This is a genomic window from Enterocloster sp. OA13, from assembly GCF_022440595.1.
Classification (GTDB): domain Bacteria; phylum Bacillota; class Clostridia; order Lachnospirales; family Lachnospiraceae; genus Enterocloster; species Enterocloster hominis.
The window spans coordinates 6,886,302-6,902,172 of the sequence record NZ_JAKNTF010000001.1 but is presented as its reverse complement, the minus strand read 5'-3'; the positions used below and the strand labels follow the sequence as shown (position 1 = coordinate 6,902,172).

At 47.9% G+C, this 15,871-nt stretch carries 29 protein-coding genes; 1 reads left to right on the top strand and 28 read right to left on the bottom strand.

The window, feature by feature from the left end; translation table 11 throughout:
* Positions 1-3: 3 nt before the first annotated feature.
* A complete protein-coding gene (gene terL / locus MCJ35_RS32475; protein ID WP_155858408.1) occupies positions 4-2,487 on the bottom strand; it encodes a phage terminase large subunit in 2,484 nt (827 codons plus the stop codon).
* Entirely contained in the window at positions 2,477-3,028 is a 552-nt protein-coding gene (locus tag MCJ35_RS31185) for a terminase small subunit (RefSeq protein ID WP_025483630.1), read from the bottom strand. The genes terL and MCJ35_RS31185 overlap by 11 nt, the downstream gene beginning before the upstream one ends.
* A gap of 460 nt (positions 3,029-3,488) precedes the next feature.
* Between MCJ35_RS31185 and MCJ35_RS31180 the strand changes: the two genes are divergently transcribed.
* Entirely contained in the window at positions 3,489-3,680 is a 192-nt protein-coding gene (locus MCJ35_RS31180; protein ID WP_025483631.1) for a helix-turn-helix domain-containing protein, read from the top strand.
* Positions 3,681-3,737: 57 nt separating this feature from the next.
* On the opposite strand, the gene MCJ35_RS31175 is transcribed toward MCJ35_RS31180, so the two are convergent.
* The 26 genes from MCJ35_RS31175 to MCJ35_RS31050 all read right to left on the bottom strand — a co-directional run bounded on the left by MCJ35_RS31175 (position 3,738) and on the right by MCJ35_RS31050 (position 15,852).
* Positions 3,738-4,079 (bottom strand): TIR domain-containing protein, encoded by a 342-nt coding sequence (locus tag MCJ35_RS31175; RefSeq protein ID WP_240299762.1) that lies wholly within the window; start codon positions 4,077-4,079, stop codon positions 3,738-3,740.
* The gene (locus MCJ35_RS31170) at positions 4,076-4,510 is read right to left on the bottom strand and encodes a hypothetical protein (protein WP_025483633.1); all 435 of its coding nucleotides are present in this window, start codon (positions 4,508-4,510) and stop codon (positions 4,076-4,078) included. Before MCJ35_RS31170 ends, MCJ35_RS31175 begins: the two co-directional genes overlap by 4 nt.
* Before the next feature lie 266 nt (positions 4,511-4,776).
* Positions 4,777-5,235, bottom strand: coding sequence for a hypothetical protein (locus MCJ35_RS31165; protein WP_155858409.1), 459 nt, complete (start codon positions 5,233-5,235; stop codon positions 4,777-4,779).
* A 19-nt stretch (positions 5,236-5,254) separates the two neighbouring features.
* Positions 5,255-5,851, bottom strand: coding sequence for a phage tail protein (locus MCJ35_RS31160; RefSeq protein WP_240299761.1), 597 nt, complete (start codon positions 5,849-5,851; stop codon positions 5,255-5,257).
* Positions 5,852-6,035: 184 nt separating this feature from the next.
* Positions 6,036-6,617, bottom strand: a complete 582-nt coding sequence (locus tag MCJ35_RS31155) for a helix-turn-helix domain-containing protein (protein ID WP_025483636.1) — start codon at positions 6,615-6,617, stop codon at positions 6,036-6,038.
* The gene (locus MCJ35_RS31150; RefSeq protein WP_025483637.1) at positions 6,617-6,853 is read right to left on the bottom strand and encodes a hypothetical protein; all 237 of its coding nucleotides are present in this window, start codon (positions 6,851-6,853) and stop codon (positions 6,617-6,619) included. Before MCJ35_RS31150 ends, MCJ35_RS31155 begins: the two co-directional genes overlap by 1 nt.
* The gene (locus tag MCJ35_RS31145; RefSeq protein ID WP_025483639.1) at positions 6,850-7,086 is read right to left on the bottom strand and encodes a hypothetical protein; all 237 of its coding nucleotides are present in this window, start codon (positions 7,084-7,086) and stop codon (positions 6,850-6,852) included. The genes MCJ35_RS31150 and MCJ35_RS31145 overlap by 4 nt, the downstream gene beginning before the upstream one ends.
* Positions 7,073-7,483 (bottom strand): helix-turn-helix domain-containing protein, encoded by a 411-nt coding sequence (locus MCJ35_RS31140; RefSeq protein WP_025483640.1) that lies wholly within the window; start codon positions 7,481-7,483, stop codon positions 7,073-7,075. The genes MCJ35_RS31145 and MCJ35_RS31140 overlap by 14 nt, the downstream gene beginning before the upstream one ends.
* Positions 7,473-8,111: a single-stranded DNA-binding protein gene (locus MCJ35_RS31135; RefSeq protein ID WP_025483641.1), complete on the bottom strand. Its 639-nt coding sequence runs from the start codon at positions 8,109-8,111 to the stop codon at positions 7,473-7,475. The genes MCJ35_RS31140 and MCJ35_RS31135 overlap by 11 nt, the downstream gene beginning before the upstream one ends.
* Positions 8,112-8,124: 13 nt before the next feature.
* Positions 8,125-8,679 carry a hypothetical protein gene (locus tag MCJ35_RS31130; protein ID WP_025483642.1) on the bottom strand — a complete coding sequence of 185 codons (555 nt, stop codon included), beginning with the start codon at positions 8,677-8,679 and terminating at the stop codon, positions 8,125-8,127.
* Complete coding sequence (locus tag MCJ35_RS31125; protein WP_240299760.1) at positions 8,669-8,842, bottom strand: hypothetical protein; 174 nt, start codon at positions 8,840-8,842, stop codon at positions 8,669-8,671. Before MCJ35_RS31125 ends, MCJ35_RS31130 begins: the two co-directional genes overlap by 11 nt.
* On the bottom strand, positions 8,835-9,029 hold the full coding sequence (locus tag MCJ35_RS31120; protein WP_025483643.1) for a hypothetical protein: 195 nt from the start codon (positions 9,027-9,029) through the stop codon (positions 8,835-8,837). Before MCJ35_RS31120 ends, MCJ35_RS31125 begins: the two co-directional genes overlap by 8 nt.
* Positions 9,022-9,309 carry a hypothetical protein gene (locus MCJ35_RS31115; RefSeq protein WP_025483645.1) on the bottom strand — a complete coding sequence of 96 codons (288 nt, stop codon included), beginning with the start codon at positions 9,307-9,309 and terminating at the stop codon, positions 9,022-9,024. The genes MCJ35_RS31120 and MCJ35_RS31115 overlap by 8 nt, the downstream gene beginning before the upstream one ends.
* A 323-nt stretch (positions 9,310-9,632) precedes the next feature.
* Positions 9,633-11,474, bottom strand: coding sequence for a DUF927 domain-containing protein (locus tag MCJ35_RS31110; protein WP_025483647.1), 1,842 nt, complete (start codon positions 11,472-11,474; stop codon positions 9,633-9,635).
* Positions 11,467-12,000, bottom strand: coding sequence for a CHC2 zinc finger domain-containing protein (locus MCJ35_RS31105; protein ID WP_025483649.1), 534 nt, complete (start codon positions 11,998-12,000; stop codon positions 11,467-11,469). The genes MCJ35_RS31110 and MCJ35_RS31105 overlap by 8 nt, the downstream gene beginning before the upstream one ends.
* Positions 11,990-12,499 (bottom strand): ERCC4 domain-containing protein, encoded by a 510-nt coding sequence (locus MCJ35_RS31100; RefSeq protein ID WP_025483651.1) that lies wholly within the window; start codon positions 12,497-12,499, stop codon positions 11,990-11,992. The genes MCJ35_RS31105 and MCJ35_RS31100 overlap by 11 nt, the downstream gene beginning before the upstream one ends.
* 14 nt (positions 12,500-12,513) lie before the next feature.
* A complete protein-coding gene (locus MCJ35_RS31095; RefSeq protein WP_025483652.1) occupies positions 12,514-12,972 on the bottom strand; it encodes a single-stranded DNA-binding protein in 459 nt (152 codons plus the stop codon).
* Positions 12,965-13,675, bottom strand: coding sequence for an ERF family protein (locus MCJ35_RS31090; RefSeq protein WP_025483653.1), 711 nt, complete (start codon positions 13,673-13,675; stop codon positions 12,965-12,967). The genes MCJ35_RS31095 and MCJ35_RS31090 overlap by 8 nt, the downstream gene beginning before the upstream one ends.
* A 3-nt stretch (positions 13,676-13,678) precedes the next feature.
* Positions 13,679-13,876, bottom strand: a complete 198-nt coding sequence (locus tag MCJ35_RS31085; protein ID WP_240299759.1) for a hypothetical protein — start codon at positions 13,874-13,876, stop codon at positions 13,679-13,681.
* Positions 13,869-14,030 (bottom strand): hypothetical protein, encoded by a 162-nt coding sequence (locus tag MCJ35_RS31080; protein WP_240299758.1) that lies wholly within the window; start codon positions 14,028-14,030, stop codon positions 13,869-13,871. The genes MCJ35_RS31085 and MCJ35_RS31080 overlap by 8 nt, the downstream gene beginning before the upstream one ends.
* Positions 14,027-14,179, bottom strand: coding sequence for a hypothetical protein (locus MCJ35_RS31075; protein ID WP_240299757.1), 153 nt, complete (start codon positions 14,177-14,179; stop codon positions 14,027-14,029). The genes MCJ35_RS31080 and MCJ35_RS31075 overlap by 4 nt, the downstream gene beginning before the upstream one ends.
* A 14-nt stretch (positions 14,180-14,193) precedes the next feature.
* On the bottom strand, positions 14,194-14,739 hold the full coding sequence (locus MCJ35_RS31070) for a hypothetical protein (protein ID WP_025483654.1): 546 nt from the start codon (positions 14,737-14,739) through the stop codon (positions 14,194-14,196).
* Positions 14,740-14,784: 45 nt separating this feature from the next.
* Positions 14,785-15,090 carry a hypothetical protein gene (locus tag MCJ35_RS31065; protein ID WP_025483655.1) on the bottom strand — a complete coding sequence of 102 codons (306 nt, stop codon included), beginning with the start codon at positions 15,088-15,090 and terminating at the stop codon, positions 14,785-14,787.
* Positions 15,091-15,104: 14 nt separating this feature from the next.
* Positions 15,105-15,377, bottom strand: a complete 273-nt coding sequence (locus MCJ35_RS31060) for a hypothetical protein (protein ID WP_240299756.1) — start codon at positions 15,375-15,377, stop codon at positions 15,105-15,107.
* A gap of 14 nt (positions 15,378-15,391) precedes the next feature.
* Positions 15,392-15,658: a hypothetical protein gene (locus tag MCJ35_RS31055; protein WP_025483657.1), complete on the bottom strand. Its 267-nt coding sequence runs from the start codon at positions 15,656-15,658 to the stop codon at positions 15,392-15,394.
* On the bottom strand, positions 15,655-15,852 hold the full coding sequence (locus MCJ35_RS31050) for a hypothetical protein (protein ID WP_025483659.1): 198 nt from the start codon (positions 15,850-15,852) through the stop codon (positions 15,655-15,657). The genes MCJ35_RS31055 and MCJ35_RS31050 overlap by 4 nt, the downstream gene beginning before the upstream one ends.
* Positions 15,853-15,871 lie beyond the last annotated feature (19 nt).

Below are 15,871 nucleotides of genomic sequence, written 5' to 3'. Positions count from 1 at the left end.
CCTTTATTTTAAGACCGATATGCCGCCCTTCTTGGCACAGTTCTCGGCAATCCCTGTCGTTGCATCCGGGGCATCATCATGTTTGTTCTGACCTTCACGCTGGTATTTTATCATTGCATTATGGTACTCAGGCCAACGGTTCTTCCAATCCTCTGGAAAATAGATATGCTGCATCACCCAAGCTGAGTTGGAATATATCCTGGCCTGTTTATTCTGTGTCTGTGTGAACCACTTTATTGTAGTGTAATTGCTGTCCAGCTCCTGCTCCAGGATACGGCGCACATTACGTGCGAACCCGCGGCCACCATTGTTAGACTCAATCCTGGCCAGGTTGACTGCTCCTTCTAACAGCATCCTGGCCGTGGCCAGCTCCGTGACCTCCATGGGCTCTTTAGTATACAGCACATCCAGCACATAAGCCTCATTGGCAAAGGTAACGCCGTAGTTGATGCTGCACAAGTAATCCTCGCCGGTATCCGCTGTATCTGTATAGTTGCGGATTTCCTTAAACTGTGGCAGCTCCCCTGAATAGGTTTTGAAACTGGTGTACAGCCTGCCCTTTAGGTCAATCGGCTCCTGCTGGTAGTTGGCTGATGCAATGTCGGCTCCCATAGCCCGTATCTTGGCCTGGTAGGATTTATAGGATAGAACCTCCGGGCAGAGCATCTCATGTGTATCCGGATTCTGGAGTGCTTTCATGGAGATATGCCGCACCTTTGCCCCTGCCTCTTTGAAATGCTCCAGCGCGCGTCCTGCCAAGTCATCACTGGCCCACCGGGTCATGATAATGATAATCTTCCCGCCCTCTTCCAGACGGGACAGCATCGTGTCCGTGAACCAGGCCCAGTGTTTTTCCTTGGTCAGTTCGTTGTTGGCCTCCTCGGCGTTCTTGATGAGGTCATCGATAATCAAACAATTATGTACTAAAACACCATTAGCGAAGAAATTACTGTCCCTTTCGACCTGTAAGTCATAGACATAATTTTCTTCGCTAATGTAATCAACTCTAATTATTTTTTCGTCTTGTGTAATCTTATATGACATTCTTGGCAAAGAGTGATTAAGTTCTCTTCTGTATTGTTTGTTATATCTTCGTCTTTGTGATGTATTCTCAAATTCGTAATCATCCCATATCGTTTGTTTGGAACTAATTTTTCCTTTTCGCCACAAATTTGACAAGCATAATTGTCTCTTTTCTTTATAAATGGTTTTATATTGTCGAATTCTTTTAAATAGCTTGAGCCATCTCTGTAATGAGAATTCCCACTTCCTTGCATTTTCTGTGAATGCGCCTTGTTCTTGCACTTCACCGAACAATACACCGTCCGATGTGACCTTGGTCGAAAATCGATTCCACAAACAGGACAAATAAGATTTCCTAAGTCCCTTCGATTTCTTAAACCGATTTTTTTGCAGGCATCTGAACAGTACTTTCTTCCTCTTGGTACATATTCCCCACAAATTGGGCATTTGACTGATTTCTGTTTCTCTGCATTGGCTCTGCAAGAACACTCTTTTGAACAATACGACTCCACATAACCGTTTTTCACTGCTTTTTCGTGTTGATATTTTAATACTTGATATTCTTTCCCACAGCGTGAACAAGTTAAACCTATTTTTACAGTCCTGTTCTTGTCGTAACATGCCCTGCATAGTTTTCCGGTTCCCTTTTTGGGTTGTCCGCATTGAACGCATATTCCCCTGTATCTCTGCGGTCTTAACTGTATATCCCCTTTTAAGTTCTCGCGCCGCCAAATATCCGTATTCTCTCGTATAATATCTATGGTCTGCGGTTGATTTGATTTTTCTTCCTGTACTGGTTGTGACTTCAATGAATTCACTAGATATAAGCCTCCTTTTTGCTACAACTCTATTATATCTAAGTCTATCATTATTATGGTCGTACGACAAGATACGTATACAGTTTTTATCGTTGTATATTTCAGAAATATCAATTTTCCCTCTATCGCTAAAAACTTTAATCCCCTGCGGAAAGCACGTGGCGCCAAATCCGGTGGCCGTGCCGGTTGGGGATGTAGCAAGGTAATTGTTGTATCCGCCCTCCAGGCTCCACAGGTTCATGGCTCCGTCACCGCGCTTGATGGATACCCCAGGGAAGATGTCCGAGAACACAATCCGGTTCTCATCCGCCTTCTCCTCCTGGATGTCATTACGGACGTTCTTGGAGAACATGGTGGAAAGAGTCTCGTTGTAGGAACCGGTCATGATTTTCTGCGTCTGGTCATTGCCCAGTACCCATTCAACCAGTAGGCCGGCCGTGCGGCTTTTTCCATGCCTGGGAGGCTCGTTGACTATCATCACCTCATCATCAGACTGGATGAAGTCCTGGAACCCGCCGCATAAATCTACCAGATACTTCCTATCCTCCTTGTAGAAGTCCGGGGCTTTGAGATTGCAATAAAAAAAGAACTCACGCCGTGCAAGTTCCATCTTCGCTCCCCTGATTATCATTTCCCTATCCACCATGTATCAGCTTCTTCAGTTCCTCGGTGGTCAGGCCGGCGTAAGGGTTAGTTGTATCAACATGTCCGGACAGCTCCAGTTTATCCTTGAACATTCCCAGATGGCGGCCCATCAGTTCGATTGCCCTTAATTTATCAGTCAGCTTATACTTCTTTACATATCCCGCAAACTCCCTCTCCTCGCCAGCTCCTTCGAAATAATCCACCACTTCCAGCCCTGCAATACAGGCAGCCGTGTCATCATCAAGTATTGATATATCCACTGGTTTTCCATTACTGTCAAACAACTTCCTGATGTCGAACAGGACCAGTTTTTCCAGTTCCTGCAGCACCCTGTCCTGAGTGATCTCAGTACGCTTTTCCCGCTCCTTCATGCGCTCTTGTATGTATTCTGCAACGTTAACATTGGTTAACAATCTGCTCCCTGCAGCTTTTGCCACCTCATCCTTCTTGACCTTCGGATACGCCACCTTGTAGGCCCTGGTGGCATTCAGGTCTATCAGGTACTCATCCGCAAATATTTTCTGTTTTGGCGTTAATGCCATCAGGTTCACCTTCTTTCATGCAATAAAATAGCACCTACCAGTATCAGCAGATGCAACAAACTTATAAAATATCCATATTCCGCTTGACTACCACGTTATAACGTGGTATAATTGTATTATCAAAAGGAAAGGAGGATAGCCGATGGGTAAGAAACAAAAGAAAAATGAGAACTTGTTCAACCAAATAATCAAAGCCATGGTCGCCACCGCCGCTCTGATTACCGCAATCGCACAGTTGATACAAGCTCTCAAATAGGACACCGGGGAGAGAAATCTCCCCTCCTAATAAAATCTTACCACATCAGCTAAATTTAATCAATGAAGTTTGATACAGTACTATTAATATTCACCCTTATTTACGCCCTCGGTACAGATTGGTCCATCCCGTCATGCATTCTTGTGATATGCTGCTCCATTTATGTACTGTGCTGTACACTCCCCAGGATAAGGAGGTCATACCATGAACTTAAAAAAGATAAGAAATAACCATGGCTTAAGCATCCGTGCCCTGTCCGAATTGGCCAACGTACCACAACGGACAATCGAAGACATAGAGAGGTTTGACCGTTGCAAGGTAGATACTGCAATCAAACTGGCGGATGCCCTGGGCGTCACACTGGATGAACTCTGTAGGGATGAGGCGGCCGATTAGGCGGCCTTTCCTTTGTTTGTTTTGGGGTATGGGAAAGAGCCGCCCGGAGGTGGCCCTTCACTTATCCTGTTTAGCAAGTTCTCTTTTTATTCTTTCTAATACTTCTTTTTCAAAAAAAGAATCACTAGTAATATATAATATTTTCTTATTTAGAATACTGGCTAATTGTATTTCGGTATTTACCCATTTCGATTCTGCCCTCTCCCCTGAATTTATAACCAAAAGTATGTCACTTTCAGATAATCTCTGCAAAATATTATATTGTGGGGTTAATGATTTATTATCAAAAATATCAATGTATGGAATAGAATACTTTTTTAAAAATATTTGAACTTTTCTTAGGAATTCTCTATTTACATTCTTATCCCTGTAAGTATAAGATACAAATATTTTCTTCATTTCAGCACCATCACTCTTAATAATAGAACAATTCCCAAAGCAACCCAATATATAAACATAGACACATTAAATATGCTTATAATTACAAGTTTGCATGTCTTAACTTCTTCATATTTAACACTTTCGCTTAACTCACTTTGTAGTTTTGAAATACGGCTACGCAATTTCTTTTGATAATAATAAGATTGTGCATCTAACAACCAAAATAATATTATAATAACGCTCAAAATAATTATATGAAAATCAGCAAACGTTTCAAATTTATTGTCTATAGCTACAACAATAGTAAAAAAAGCTATCAATACACTAACTAATAATTTTTTTATTTCCATTGTGTTGTTAGAAAATTGGAGTACTGCATTATGTAATTGTTGTATATTATCAAGTTTAATTTTGTTTTCCATTTCTCTTTTCTCTCTTAACGTGGACATATAATTTTCCTCTATTAAAGACTTCTTTCGTATCTTACCACATATTAATTTAAAAGAAAAGCCCCGCATCACTGCAAGGACTAATCCAAAGGAGAAAAATCAACGAATCTGGAAAACGTCATGGGGGATAAAACCAGATACCTCACCGCTTGTATACCCTGCGGCATTGTCCCGTAAAGTACAGGTCTGTCTTATGAGGGATTACACAATACCGGTTAGTCAGCCACCAGGGTATGACACCTGGCAGCCGTAATCTGTCTGACCATTTAAGAAGCGCCGTCAGTTTTCTTTGTATATTCTAGGACTACATATGCTGTACATCCAGAATAAGCTCCCCCGCAATTTAAGAAATGGTAGTGTATCTTCTTCGTTGTACTCTTATAAAACATATTCACAGACGCATTTATTCCCTGTGCTGAATTGTATGATGTTTGCATTGTAATATGCCCTACACCTTGATTATCAATCATATTCCCATACAAATTAATCAATCTTTCAATAAACAAATCTGACACATCTGTAAATACACAGGCATTTCCACTATTGATTTCCAGGTGTCCAGAAAGAACCTTCCGGTATATTGGCTTCCCATCAATCCAAGTACCACACACTGTCTCTTCAGTAGAATACACATTCTCTGTACCCATTCCACCGCCTGAGGTACTATCATTCCCACAACCACCATCACATGCCACCATCTGTAAACAATACCTATTCTCGCTCATGTTATTACCCTGTCCTTTCTTACTCATACTTGATACAGTAGAGTACGGCAACGTTAGTTGGCCTAGTAGAATACTTCACTAATCGGTCAACAGCAAACAATTCTTTTGATACTGCCACAGTTCCCCCATATGATGATTTTGCTATCAACAGTGTGTCTGCATTTTTAACTGTATTATCTGCATTATTGTCCAATTCACCAACAAGATAAAACGTTGAAGAGGCTGAATTTCCTATATAGGTCCATGCATTGGGAATCAGTGTTGCGTCTTGACATTTACCAATCTCTCCAGATAATTGCTCCTCCGCGTCCCCACGATACCCCCTCAAGAACTCATTTCGCAAATCTGGCACTGCAAAGGTCTCGGTTCCATTTCCACCAAAATAATCCACCGAACCAAACTCGTCTTCAATCTGATGCGCCAGCACCTCATAATCTGCAATATTAAGCACTGTCCCGTCACAAATCAGGTAATGCTGTGGTGCCTTAGTGCCCATATAGGGAAGAATTGTTCCCACTGGCGTGCCATCTCCCGTTACAGGTGTTGGTGCCGTGTCACTGTTACCACTCCCGCAGCACCCACAGTTAATCGTAATACAGCTTGCTTTCTCATTCATAAAAAATACCTCTCTTTCCTTCATAAAACAAAAGCAGCCATCCAGTTACATACCGGACAGCCGCTCATTGTGGGGGAGTGCAAAATCAAGCCTTTTTCGTATCACCCAATCTTGCATATTACAATTATAAATCGTCCAAGCGGACATGACAAGGACACGATTTTGACACGCTCCTGTCAAGCCCCTAATCCAACATGAGGGCATCCGACCCAAAGAGATATACACTGAGTATTCCCGTAAGCTCTGTTATCCACCGCCTGGCCGTCCGTTCCCCATATCCATAAATCTCTGCAATACTCTCATATGTCATCCCATCCAGATAGAAATACTTGAATGCCAGATACTTCTCATGCGTATTCTTTCGGCACTCCTCGTCCTCCAGGAGTTGCAGGCACTTGTCTATGTGTCCTATCATGACAATACTCCGGAGCTTACTCTTGAGGATGCTGTTGATAAAGATATCCTCCTCCGTGAACTCCTCTAGTTCATCGCCATTATCCATATCGGACAGTTCTGCCACCCCCTCCTCCACGCTCTGACAAATGCGGTTATAATTCTCCATCAGCTTCTTGGTGTTCTGGAATACCTTTATCCTCTTTTCCCTCCTGAGCTGCTTCTCATGCTCCTTAAGGGCTTCCTTCGCGGCCAGCCTGGCCACCTCCTCCAACGCTTCTGCCTGTTTCATCGGCATCACCTCCTCCCACATCCAGGTACGGACACGCCCAGCATCCATACCGTATCCTGCCCTTATTGTTACGCTGTCCATCACAGCCGCGGCGCCCGTTGTCTATGTAGCACTGTCTCATAGTACCGTATCACCCCTTCCGGCGGCCTGCGCAGTTCCGAGTCCGGGCACAGACTGGTGTATGCATAGGGCGGCATCCTCACAGGCCACGTGTCCGGCGGCGGTTCCCGGATGGCTGATTCAGCCGATGCCGCCACGGCCGATGCCCGCAAGACCCTGTTGGCCTTGGACTGCTTACTGTCTGCTTTCTTTCTCAATCAGGTACCTCCCACTTCCCATCTCCCTCCTCCATCAGCCTCATCACCTCAGGCCACTCACATAACCCTGTGTCTTCAATCTCCACCGACCTCCAGCTACAGGTATTACAGTCCTTACCACTCCCCTGTGACTGCGCCATCCTTCGGCACTCCTGGTAATCCTTCTCCATCTCATCCGATACATCAATCCGCAGCTCTGTGTGATGCGCCGGGAATAGTTTAATCTTTCTCATGATTCTGTCCCTCTTCAATCTTCTTCAGGTAGGCACAGACCGTGGATGGTGCCACCTTAAGTTCCTCGGCAATCTTCTTCTGGCTCCATCCTGCCTTATACAGCGCCAGAAGTTTCCCGGTATCCACCCTCTTGACCCGTTTGGTACCACCATCCGCCACTGGCCTGTTCTCCAGGCGGGCGTCATCGGCTTTTTTGACTGGGGCATCACCGGACGGCCGGACCGGGGTAACCTCATCCCGAAAGAACAGGCAGCCGTCCAGCAGGTTCTGCAGTGTATCCGGTGCATAGTCCGTCCAGGACGTTGGCTCTGGGGTATTCGGCGCCAGTACCTTTATCTCCATCCCCTTGGCTGCCAGGCCCAAGGCCTCATCCCTATCAATCTGTCTAACCAACATAATCCCCAACCTCCTCCATTCTGCTGATTGAGACTTCATACGCAATCCGCTTCTCACTCTCGGTCCCATTCAGTTGTTTCATGTATTCCCTGCTCTGTATCCGGCCCCATATCCTGACCCTGTCCCCCACTTCAAGACCGGATGCATAGTGGGCATTCCTCCCCCAGCTGATGCATGGTATGTAATCAGACTTGCCATATGGACGGTTGACTGCCAGAAGGATATCTGCAATCTCACGGCCCAGGGGAGTTTTGCGGTAAACCGGCGGCTTGCAGATATAGCCGTCCAGGGATATCTGGTTTGTCTTTGTATAGTCCGTAAATTCCTCCATGAAACGGACTTCCCGGGCAAAAATGGAAAGCACCAGCCTGTTCTTCACACCTTCATGGTGGTTGTAGGAACGGAACTGGCCCAGCGCCTCAATGGTGCTTCCTGAATAGTCCTGGTGTACGTCCAACAACCGCTCAGATACCATCAGCGGGAGGATGTCGGCCTGGCCGCTCAGACGCTTCACTGCAATGTCCATCATATAGAATCCCTCCCCGCATACCTCATGGCTGAAGGTGGATCCTGTTACAACCTCACCAATCACGCTTACCTTGTTGTTCTCAATCGTATTTTCTGACATGGTATATCCCTCCTTATCTCATCGTCTCATACATCTGTTTCTTTTCGTTCCACTCCACTGCAACCGGGGCCCCGCAGTCATAACAGGTCATGTCAAATTCAGGTTCCGTCATGTTGGTCAGATACCTGGCCTGCCTGCCGCACTCACATTTCATGTACAGCGGGACCATATTCTCCATCCTCGTCACAGCCCCACATCCGCACCGGTAATTGTTCAGACGTGCCTTGGCACAGAACCCCCTGGTCTTCCCACAGACAGGGCATTTCATGTATAGATACCCGCCATACCCTGAAGAGATGATTTTAGGCGCCGGTTCCCCGCCTTCCTCTTCCGAGGTTCCAGCAGCTTCCACCACTGTACCAACCTCCTGGCCTTCCTGACCTGGATGGACTTCTTCTGTCTGCTCCTGGACCGGTTCCGGCTCCACAGCTACGCTTTCCTGCGGCTTCTGTCCCCTGCTCCCAATCAGCCACATTGATTCCGCCAATTTACGGAACGCCGCCCGCGCCTGGCCCTCTTCCATATCCATCACCATATATACTCCTGGCATTGATATCCTAACCTTCATCCTGTCCTCTCCTTCCCACCGGCATGCAGCCGAAGTGTATATGTAATTCCGTCCGCCGCCTGGTCCTGGTATATACGTGGTCCCCGCTTATCTCCCTGCCGCACTCGCTGCAAATGTATACCTTTAGCTTTTCAGTTGTTTTCTTTTCTTTTACCTTAGGCATTTTTAATCCCTTCATAGCTCCCAGAAACATACATGACCAGATGCAGGATTAATCCCACGCAGAAATCCTTTCCTCTGGTTTCAAATAACTCCGTTGCTTTTTCACTACATGTCTTCCTGCTTTCGATATTGGCTATATATTCTGTCAATTCCTTGGGGTTGATTTTTACCGTCATGCCACTATCCATTATCCTGACGCTCCTTCCCATACTTCTCCCGTTCCCTAGCCTCCAGCTCATCCATGAACCAGTTGACAATCGGCGCCGCTATCGGTTCCTCCTCCATGGTCGGGGTAGGGCCTTCCCACTTCCTGACCAATCGGGTGCCATATCTGGCCTTGACGGCATCCGCCTCACTTAATAGGACATTCCATTGGTCTGAATCCCTGGAAGGAACATTATCGCGCCATTTTTTCCAAAACCGGTTATATACATCCTTGAATATATTTGATACAATTTTATTATCCACTTCTCCTCCTGTCTGGTCACAACCGGTTACAGGGATTTGTAACCACTTTTATACCTTCAAGCCCGCATAAACACTAGGTTTTTTATCATCGGTTACAAAGTTACAAGGTTACAACGTTTTTCTCTCACGTGCGCGGGGTATATATAATATCAAAACCACACCGGTTTTTCTCATACATATACGCCCTCCTATAAGCTTATAAAAATCTTGTAACACTTGTAACTTTGTAACCGCACCCTTCAAACCCGCATGGATGCTAGGTTTTTGGGGTTACAAAAGAGTTCTGATTTTTGTGACCGGCTTATAGATTTCTGTAACCCAACTCAATCAAAAGGCAATTCTCCATCTTCAGTTGGTACAAATTCCTCCTGATTATAAACACGCTCCGCCATATTGATACACGCACAGCGCACAGCCTTACCGTTGACCTTTGCTGATTTATACAGGTTGTCCTTTCCCTTGGAGAGCCTGCCAGTCTGGTCCAACCATGACAGCAGTGCCTTGGGATTGTATCCCCCCTCATCGCATATACGCTCGTACACACTCTTGATGATACGTACCTCATCCCCAGATGTGGAGCCAAAGCATGGGTCTGTATTACCCTCAAACTTAGCGGAATTACTCACATAGAAATCATGGACATACTCATAGCCACGGGCACCAACGTCAACGGCCTCCTTTGTATGGAGGTATGGTTCTATGTCCTCCACGGTCAGGCCCCGGCCATCACAGAACAGCCATTCGGTGGCCAGCGCATCTGCTGTCAGGAGGATGGCGGCGGCCATGGTCTGTTTTTCCGTGCTCGCTGTCCCGAGGGCCTGATAGAACCCCTTATAAAGTCCGGTGGCTTTTTCCTTGGCCTGTTCCGTTGACATGAATGCCATGAAGAGTTTCCCTGCATGTCCGTAGTTTGCCCGGATGATATCAAGGACTTTAACGACATCCACAAAAAGTGGGGCCCTGCATTCGATTTCAATGATACGGTTTATAGCCCCGCCGCCTGAAGCGGCATGTGTAATGGGTGACTCTCCAGATGTGATGGTGCAGTTCTTCCAGGTGGGTGTCTTCTGCAGCCCGCCGGTCTTTGCCCCCCTGGTCTTCCCGATTCCTTCACACAGCATGTATACGGTCTGCTCAAATGACTTCTTATCCTTCACAAGCTGGAACTCATCCAATACCAGTGGGAGGTTGTTCACAAATCCAGCCAGCTGCTCCAGCCCCACCAGGGTTCCGTTGAATGTCTGGAAATACCCGGCTCCGTCATTAGGGTCCGCCCATACAGACACTGACAGGAGCTGTGCGACTGTCTTCCCTGTCCCGGAACGTCCCCAAAAATGCAGGATGAAGTTTAGTTTCTCAATTGTCTTTATTATCACGGACGCAAATCCAGCGGCAAGCGCTATCCTAGCCACAGAATCCGTCCTCCTGACGGCCTTGGCAACTTCAAGCCACTTTTCATAATTCCCGTATGGATGCACGGCTTCAAATACCTTCCTAAAACTATCCATCCCATCAAATTCCAGGCTGTCCATATAAGGACTGAAAAGCCCGTTTGAGGTCCATCCCAGATGGCTGACGGACTGTGACTCCGGTATGATGTTGTGGTTCAGGTCCTCTAGGTCCTGGAGATATTCCACCATATATGACGCGTTCTTATCCGACACGGAGATATCCTTATCTGCCAGCCTCTTAATCTCCTTTGCGCTGAACAGTGTGCTCTTATTGGCCACAACCTCCTTCCAGCCCTTGAAATCCCGCCGGAACATAAGCCTAAGCCTCACCGTCCCATCATCAATGTTTACCAGGCGCTGTACCGGAAGGATTGGGTGCACACAGGCAACATCCATGCCCTGGTTGTCATTGCGCCGGACAATCCCATCATCATTGGCAATCCAGTCCCCGGTGAACAGTTCAATGGGCTGGTCCCTGAAACTGGTCAGGTTGTTCACCACACTGCTGATACCGCCCTTACGTTCCTCATGCTGGCCGAAGTATGCCTTTACCATGGTACCGAACCGCCTGAATCCTACTTTTTCCGCATTTGCATTCAGCTCATTATACAGCTGCATGTATGTAAACCCTGAATCGCGGTGCTCAAACAGGAAGCGGTAAGGTTCTTCTGTATTAAATTCATCCTTGGTGTAAACCTTGACTACGTCATCCATCCGACTCCCTCATCTCCTCCTGTTCCTGCCTGTCCCCGAATGACAGGATTGAATACTTATACCGGTTGTGTTCCCTCAGGTTAACCGCCGCTACCCATTCCTCCGTGAGCGGTGTCATCACTGGGAGCAGCCCATCAAGCATCCTGAGGGTCCTGCACACTTCCCCAATCCTGTCCCTGTGCCATATACGGAACCGCCTGTCAGCCTCTTTCTTTTCCTGCTTCGCTTTTAAGTACTGTATCCTTCTGGCCTGTAGTGCCTTCTGGCTCCCCGGCTGATAGGTACCTCCTAACATTCTGAATGCTTTACTGAAGGATATCTCCTCTATCATCTGCACAAATGTGAAGATATCCCCATTGGCCCCACAGGCGTGGCAATGATAGTCTTTTTCATAAATTTTAAGGGATGGTGTCCTATCGCCTTGGTGGAACGGACAGCTGATGAACCCTGCCCGGTTCGGATGGAATCCATACCGCTCCACTACATCCCTCATGCTGTAGGCCACCTTTATCTCCTCACTGGTCATGGCCGTCACCACCCAGCAGTTCTATGATACGTTTCCCGGTATCCTTCTTCTCACAGAACAGGAACCGGCAGCCATACTTACGCTCAAACGTGCATAAAATCTTATAGAGCTTATCCCCAGTAGTAGCCTTTGTCTCCTGCTCCGTCCATCTTCCTGTATGCGCGTCCCTATACCGTTCTATCCGTCTGGGGTTCCTCCACCATATGACATCCTCCAGGCATTCAATCCCCCGGCCATGTTCACACAGGATGATGATCCCAATCCCATGTTCCCTGGCCCGCAGGATTTCATCCCGGAACCGGTTATGACCCTGGCAGACGTTCCCGCACAGCTCCGTCAGGTCCTGTTTCCTATCTATGATCAACCGGGGATTATCATAATTCATATAATCCCCGACATATAATTTTGATACGAAATGGTCCACACCCTGGCGGTCGAACTCCGCCACAATCTTCCGGATGGCGCGGGCCTTCTCGCGGCTGTCAATCTGTATGTTCAAGTAATCACCTCCGGCTAATTAAAGGGCAGGCCGTCATCTTCCACATCATCCGGGATATTCATGAACCCATCACCAACCGCACCTGCAGACACCAGTCCCTGGGATGGGGCTGACTGCGTATAGCCGCGGCCCATGTCAGATGATGCGCCCTTACTGTCTGCAAATTCCTGGTCATCAAGGATGACCTCGGTTGTGTATACTTTCTGGCCTTCCTTGTTCACATAGCTTCCTGTCTGGATTCTTCCTGACACAAGGACCCTCATGCCCTGCCGGAAATACTTCTCCGCAAACTCCCCGACCCGGTCAAACGCCACGCAGTTGATAAAATCCGCTGCCTGGTCATTGTCCTGACTCCTACGGCCTCTCCGGTCAACTGCAAGCGTATATTTCGCAATCGTCATGGAACGTTCTCCCTGTGAATATCTGATTTCCGGGTCCCGGGTCAGCCTGCCCATAAGAATCACTCTATTCATTTCCCAACTCCTTTTCCTTGTATAATTCCAGTTTTCCCATACAGTCCTTATACTGGGATACATCCATCTCTGCAATGCCCCTGATACTGTACATCTTAAGGATTTTTTCCATCTTCAGGCCTTTGGTGCTGTATTTCTCCACTAGGGATTGGACGGACTTGATCATGGCCGGGGTCACCTTCTCCGTTTCTGTCCTATTCTCTGGTAGCCCCGCTGCCGGTCCTGCCCCTCCCGGCTTCCCTGTTTCCTGCTTCCCGGATGTCTTAGTCCCAGTCTTGCCGCTCCTGCCGGCCGTCTGCCCTTTTCCAGATGTATTGTCCTGGTTGTCCGCATCCTTCACATCATCAATGCAGAAGAGCCCATTCAGGGCATACTTCCTGGCATAGCTGCTTGTACTCCCAGTCACCTGGGATGCATCCATCCCCTTCTTGTCCTGTTCCTCCCTTGCATAGGCCGTATTCTCCACCGTCTCACCGGATTCACAGTCCACAAACCGGGCAGTGGCCCTGATGTAATACCGGTCCCCAATCATGACCAGCTCATCTCCTACCACCAATGCCGCCTTTACCTCCTGCAGGAGGGGCTTGGCCGCCTCCTGGATATCCTCACAGTTCCTGTAATAATAATTCCCAAACTTATTGTACTGGTTCTTTGGTGCCTTTAAGCCAGACTGCACATGCTGCAGTTTCTCATATACATTCACAATCTATCCCTCCTTATCATAAACAATCCGGTCCAGGCTCTGCATGATAATCAGGCTGGCAATCTGCTTCATTGACATCTGGCTCTCATTGTAAATCTCCACCAGGACGTTGTAGGCTTCTGCCGTCAGCCTGATGACCGGCTGCCCGTCCGGGGCCGGCTGCCTTTTTCTGGCCGGAATGTGTATCTTACCATCATCCATGGTCTACATCCCCTTCCTGTTCCTTTACCGGTAGACACAGGATGGTTTCCTTAATCTGCTGGATTACGGAACGTGACTTCACGTCCAGGCATCCGGATTCAATCGCAATTATCCTTCCCAGCAGTTCCGTCCGGTCAATCAATATCTGTTTCATTCCTCCAGGAACACCTCCGCTTCTATCAGTGCTGTCTCCTCCAGCACCCAGTCGTACATCTCCTTCTTTTCCGTGCTGGCCGCATCGTCTGCCCTCTGGGCCATCCGGCTCCGGAAAAGGATCCAGAGATGGTGATATTTATCCTCCATGGATATCCCCCTCCCTATTTGTTATCCCCGCAGACAAACAGATACCGCCTGTCCAGCTGTACGGCCACCTCTGTATGCTCCAGTTTCTCCAGGCCGCTTGTATCAAAGCCCAGCTCCTTCAGGTACTCAACGCAGCGCTTGGCATTTGATTTAAGTTTCAGTTCCGCCAACACTGCCGCATAATTGGCGCCAACCTTCCTCTCATCATCATCATATTTCTTTTTGAGCTGTGTGAGCTTTTTGGAATCATATTTAATTGCGTTACGGACCTTTCTATCCACCGGGTCAATTTTGTCAAGATGGTAGGATAATCCATAGCATGACGCTGTCTCGTAGGACATCTCCTGGCTGTCACGCATAAGGCTTATAAGCTTCTCATGTTCCCGGTTCATCTCCCGCATCGAGGCTTCCAGCTTCTTGATTATGTCGGTGGCCCCACTTTCCTTGAATATCCGGTCCTCCTCTTCCTTGACTGCCTTTTCATATGCATCCTGCAGGCTCCTGAACGCTTTATCCCGGACCCTATATACCCAGTTGGTAACTTCTTTTTTGGTAAGCATCTTGCAATCTCCTTTGAAATCCCTTATACTAAGGGTGTGATGTTTTTAGTTATTGGACTCTTGACGGCTCCACCCGTCTGGGTACATTTTTTGTATGACCGGCACGGTATCATCCGGCTGTACTCCATGCACCGGTTCCTGTACCGGCATGTCCTGCATATCACTGTCCCCATGGTTTCCACCTCCATATTCCCCCGTCACAACGCACATGCTCTCGTGGCCATCATAGTCATAGGCCGTACCGAAACCATCGTCCAGGATGCACATCGTTACATATCCTATGCCATTCCTGTTACGCCACTCCCCCAGCAGGTCCAGGATGGCCTGTAGTTCCTCCTTCGGGTTGTACATTCCCTCACCTCCTCTCATGCGCTCCGCATCCATGTCTCCTGCGGAAGCCGTATATAACGTCCATCCACCTTCTGGCCCTCCTCATAGGCCTTCCGGTATCTCTCCGCACACCCACTCCCATCAGGCCGGTACCCGGCGGCAACCAGCTTCGCAGTAACCCGGTCTGCACCGCCATTCCCGGCTTCCTTGGCAGACATGTTAATCCAGTTGATTTCAATAGTCTGGGCCTGTCCCGCTATCATGCGGTCAGCCATGCGCTCATAGGCACCTCTATATGTCTTGTTCAATCCGTTTCCTCCTTTCACAGCTCCACTCCCAGCGCCCATGCCATGATTACAATGGACACCATCCACATCCCCACTCCCCAGATGACCATGGGCACCAGCCGCTTGGCCAGCCGCATCCACGGACCGTCATACCGCTTCCTGCGCCGCCGGAGCGTGACCGTCCGCCGTCTGCCCATCACATTGGTAAGCACTGCAGTGGTGGGGCCTACGATGTCCAAGCGCCAGCCAGGGTATCGGATGGCCGCCTTGGCACGGATGGATAACTCAGTTACTTTCGTCATTGCTCCTGCCCTCCTGTGATTTTGTATAGTTTTGCTGGATAGATTTTAAACTTCCAGTTCTTTCGTCCAGTTTTTTTGGGGTCTAATGCCAGTCCCAAATCCAGCGCCCCATTCCGCATGTTTCTTCTGATATCTTTCGGGCTTATCCCCAACAACGGAGCGGCTTCTTCTGGACTCATGTATGCTTTTGCCACCTCTCACCCCTCCTTTCCT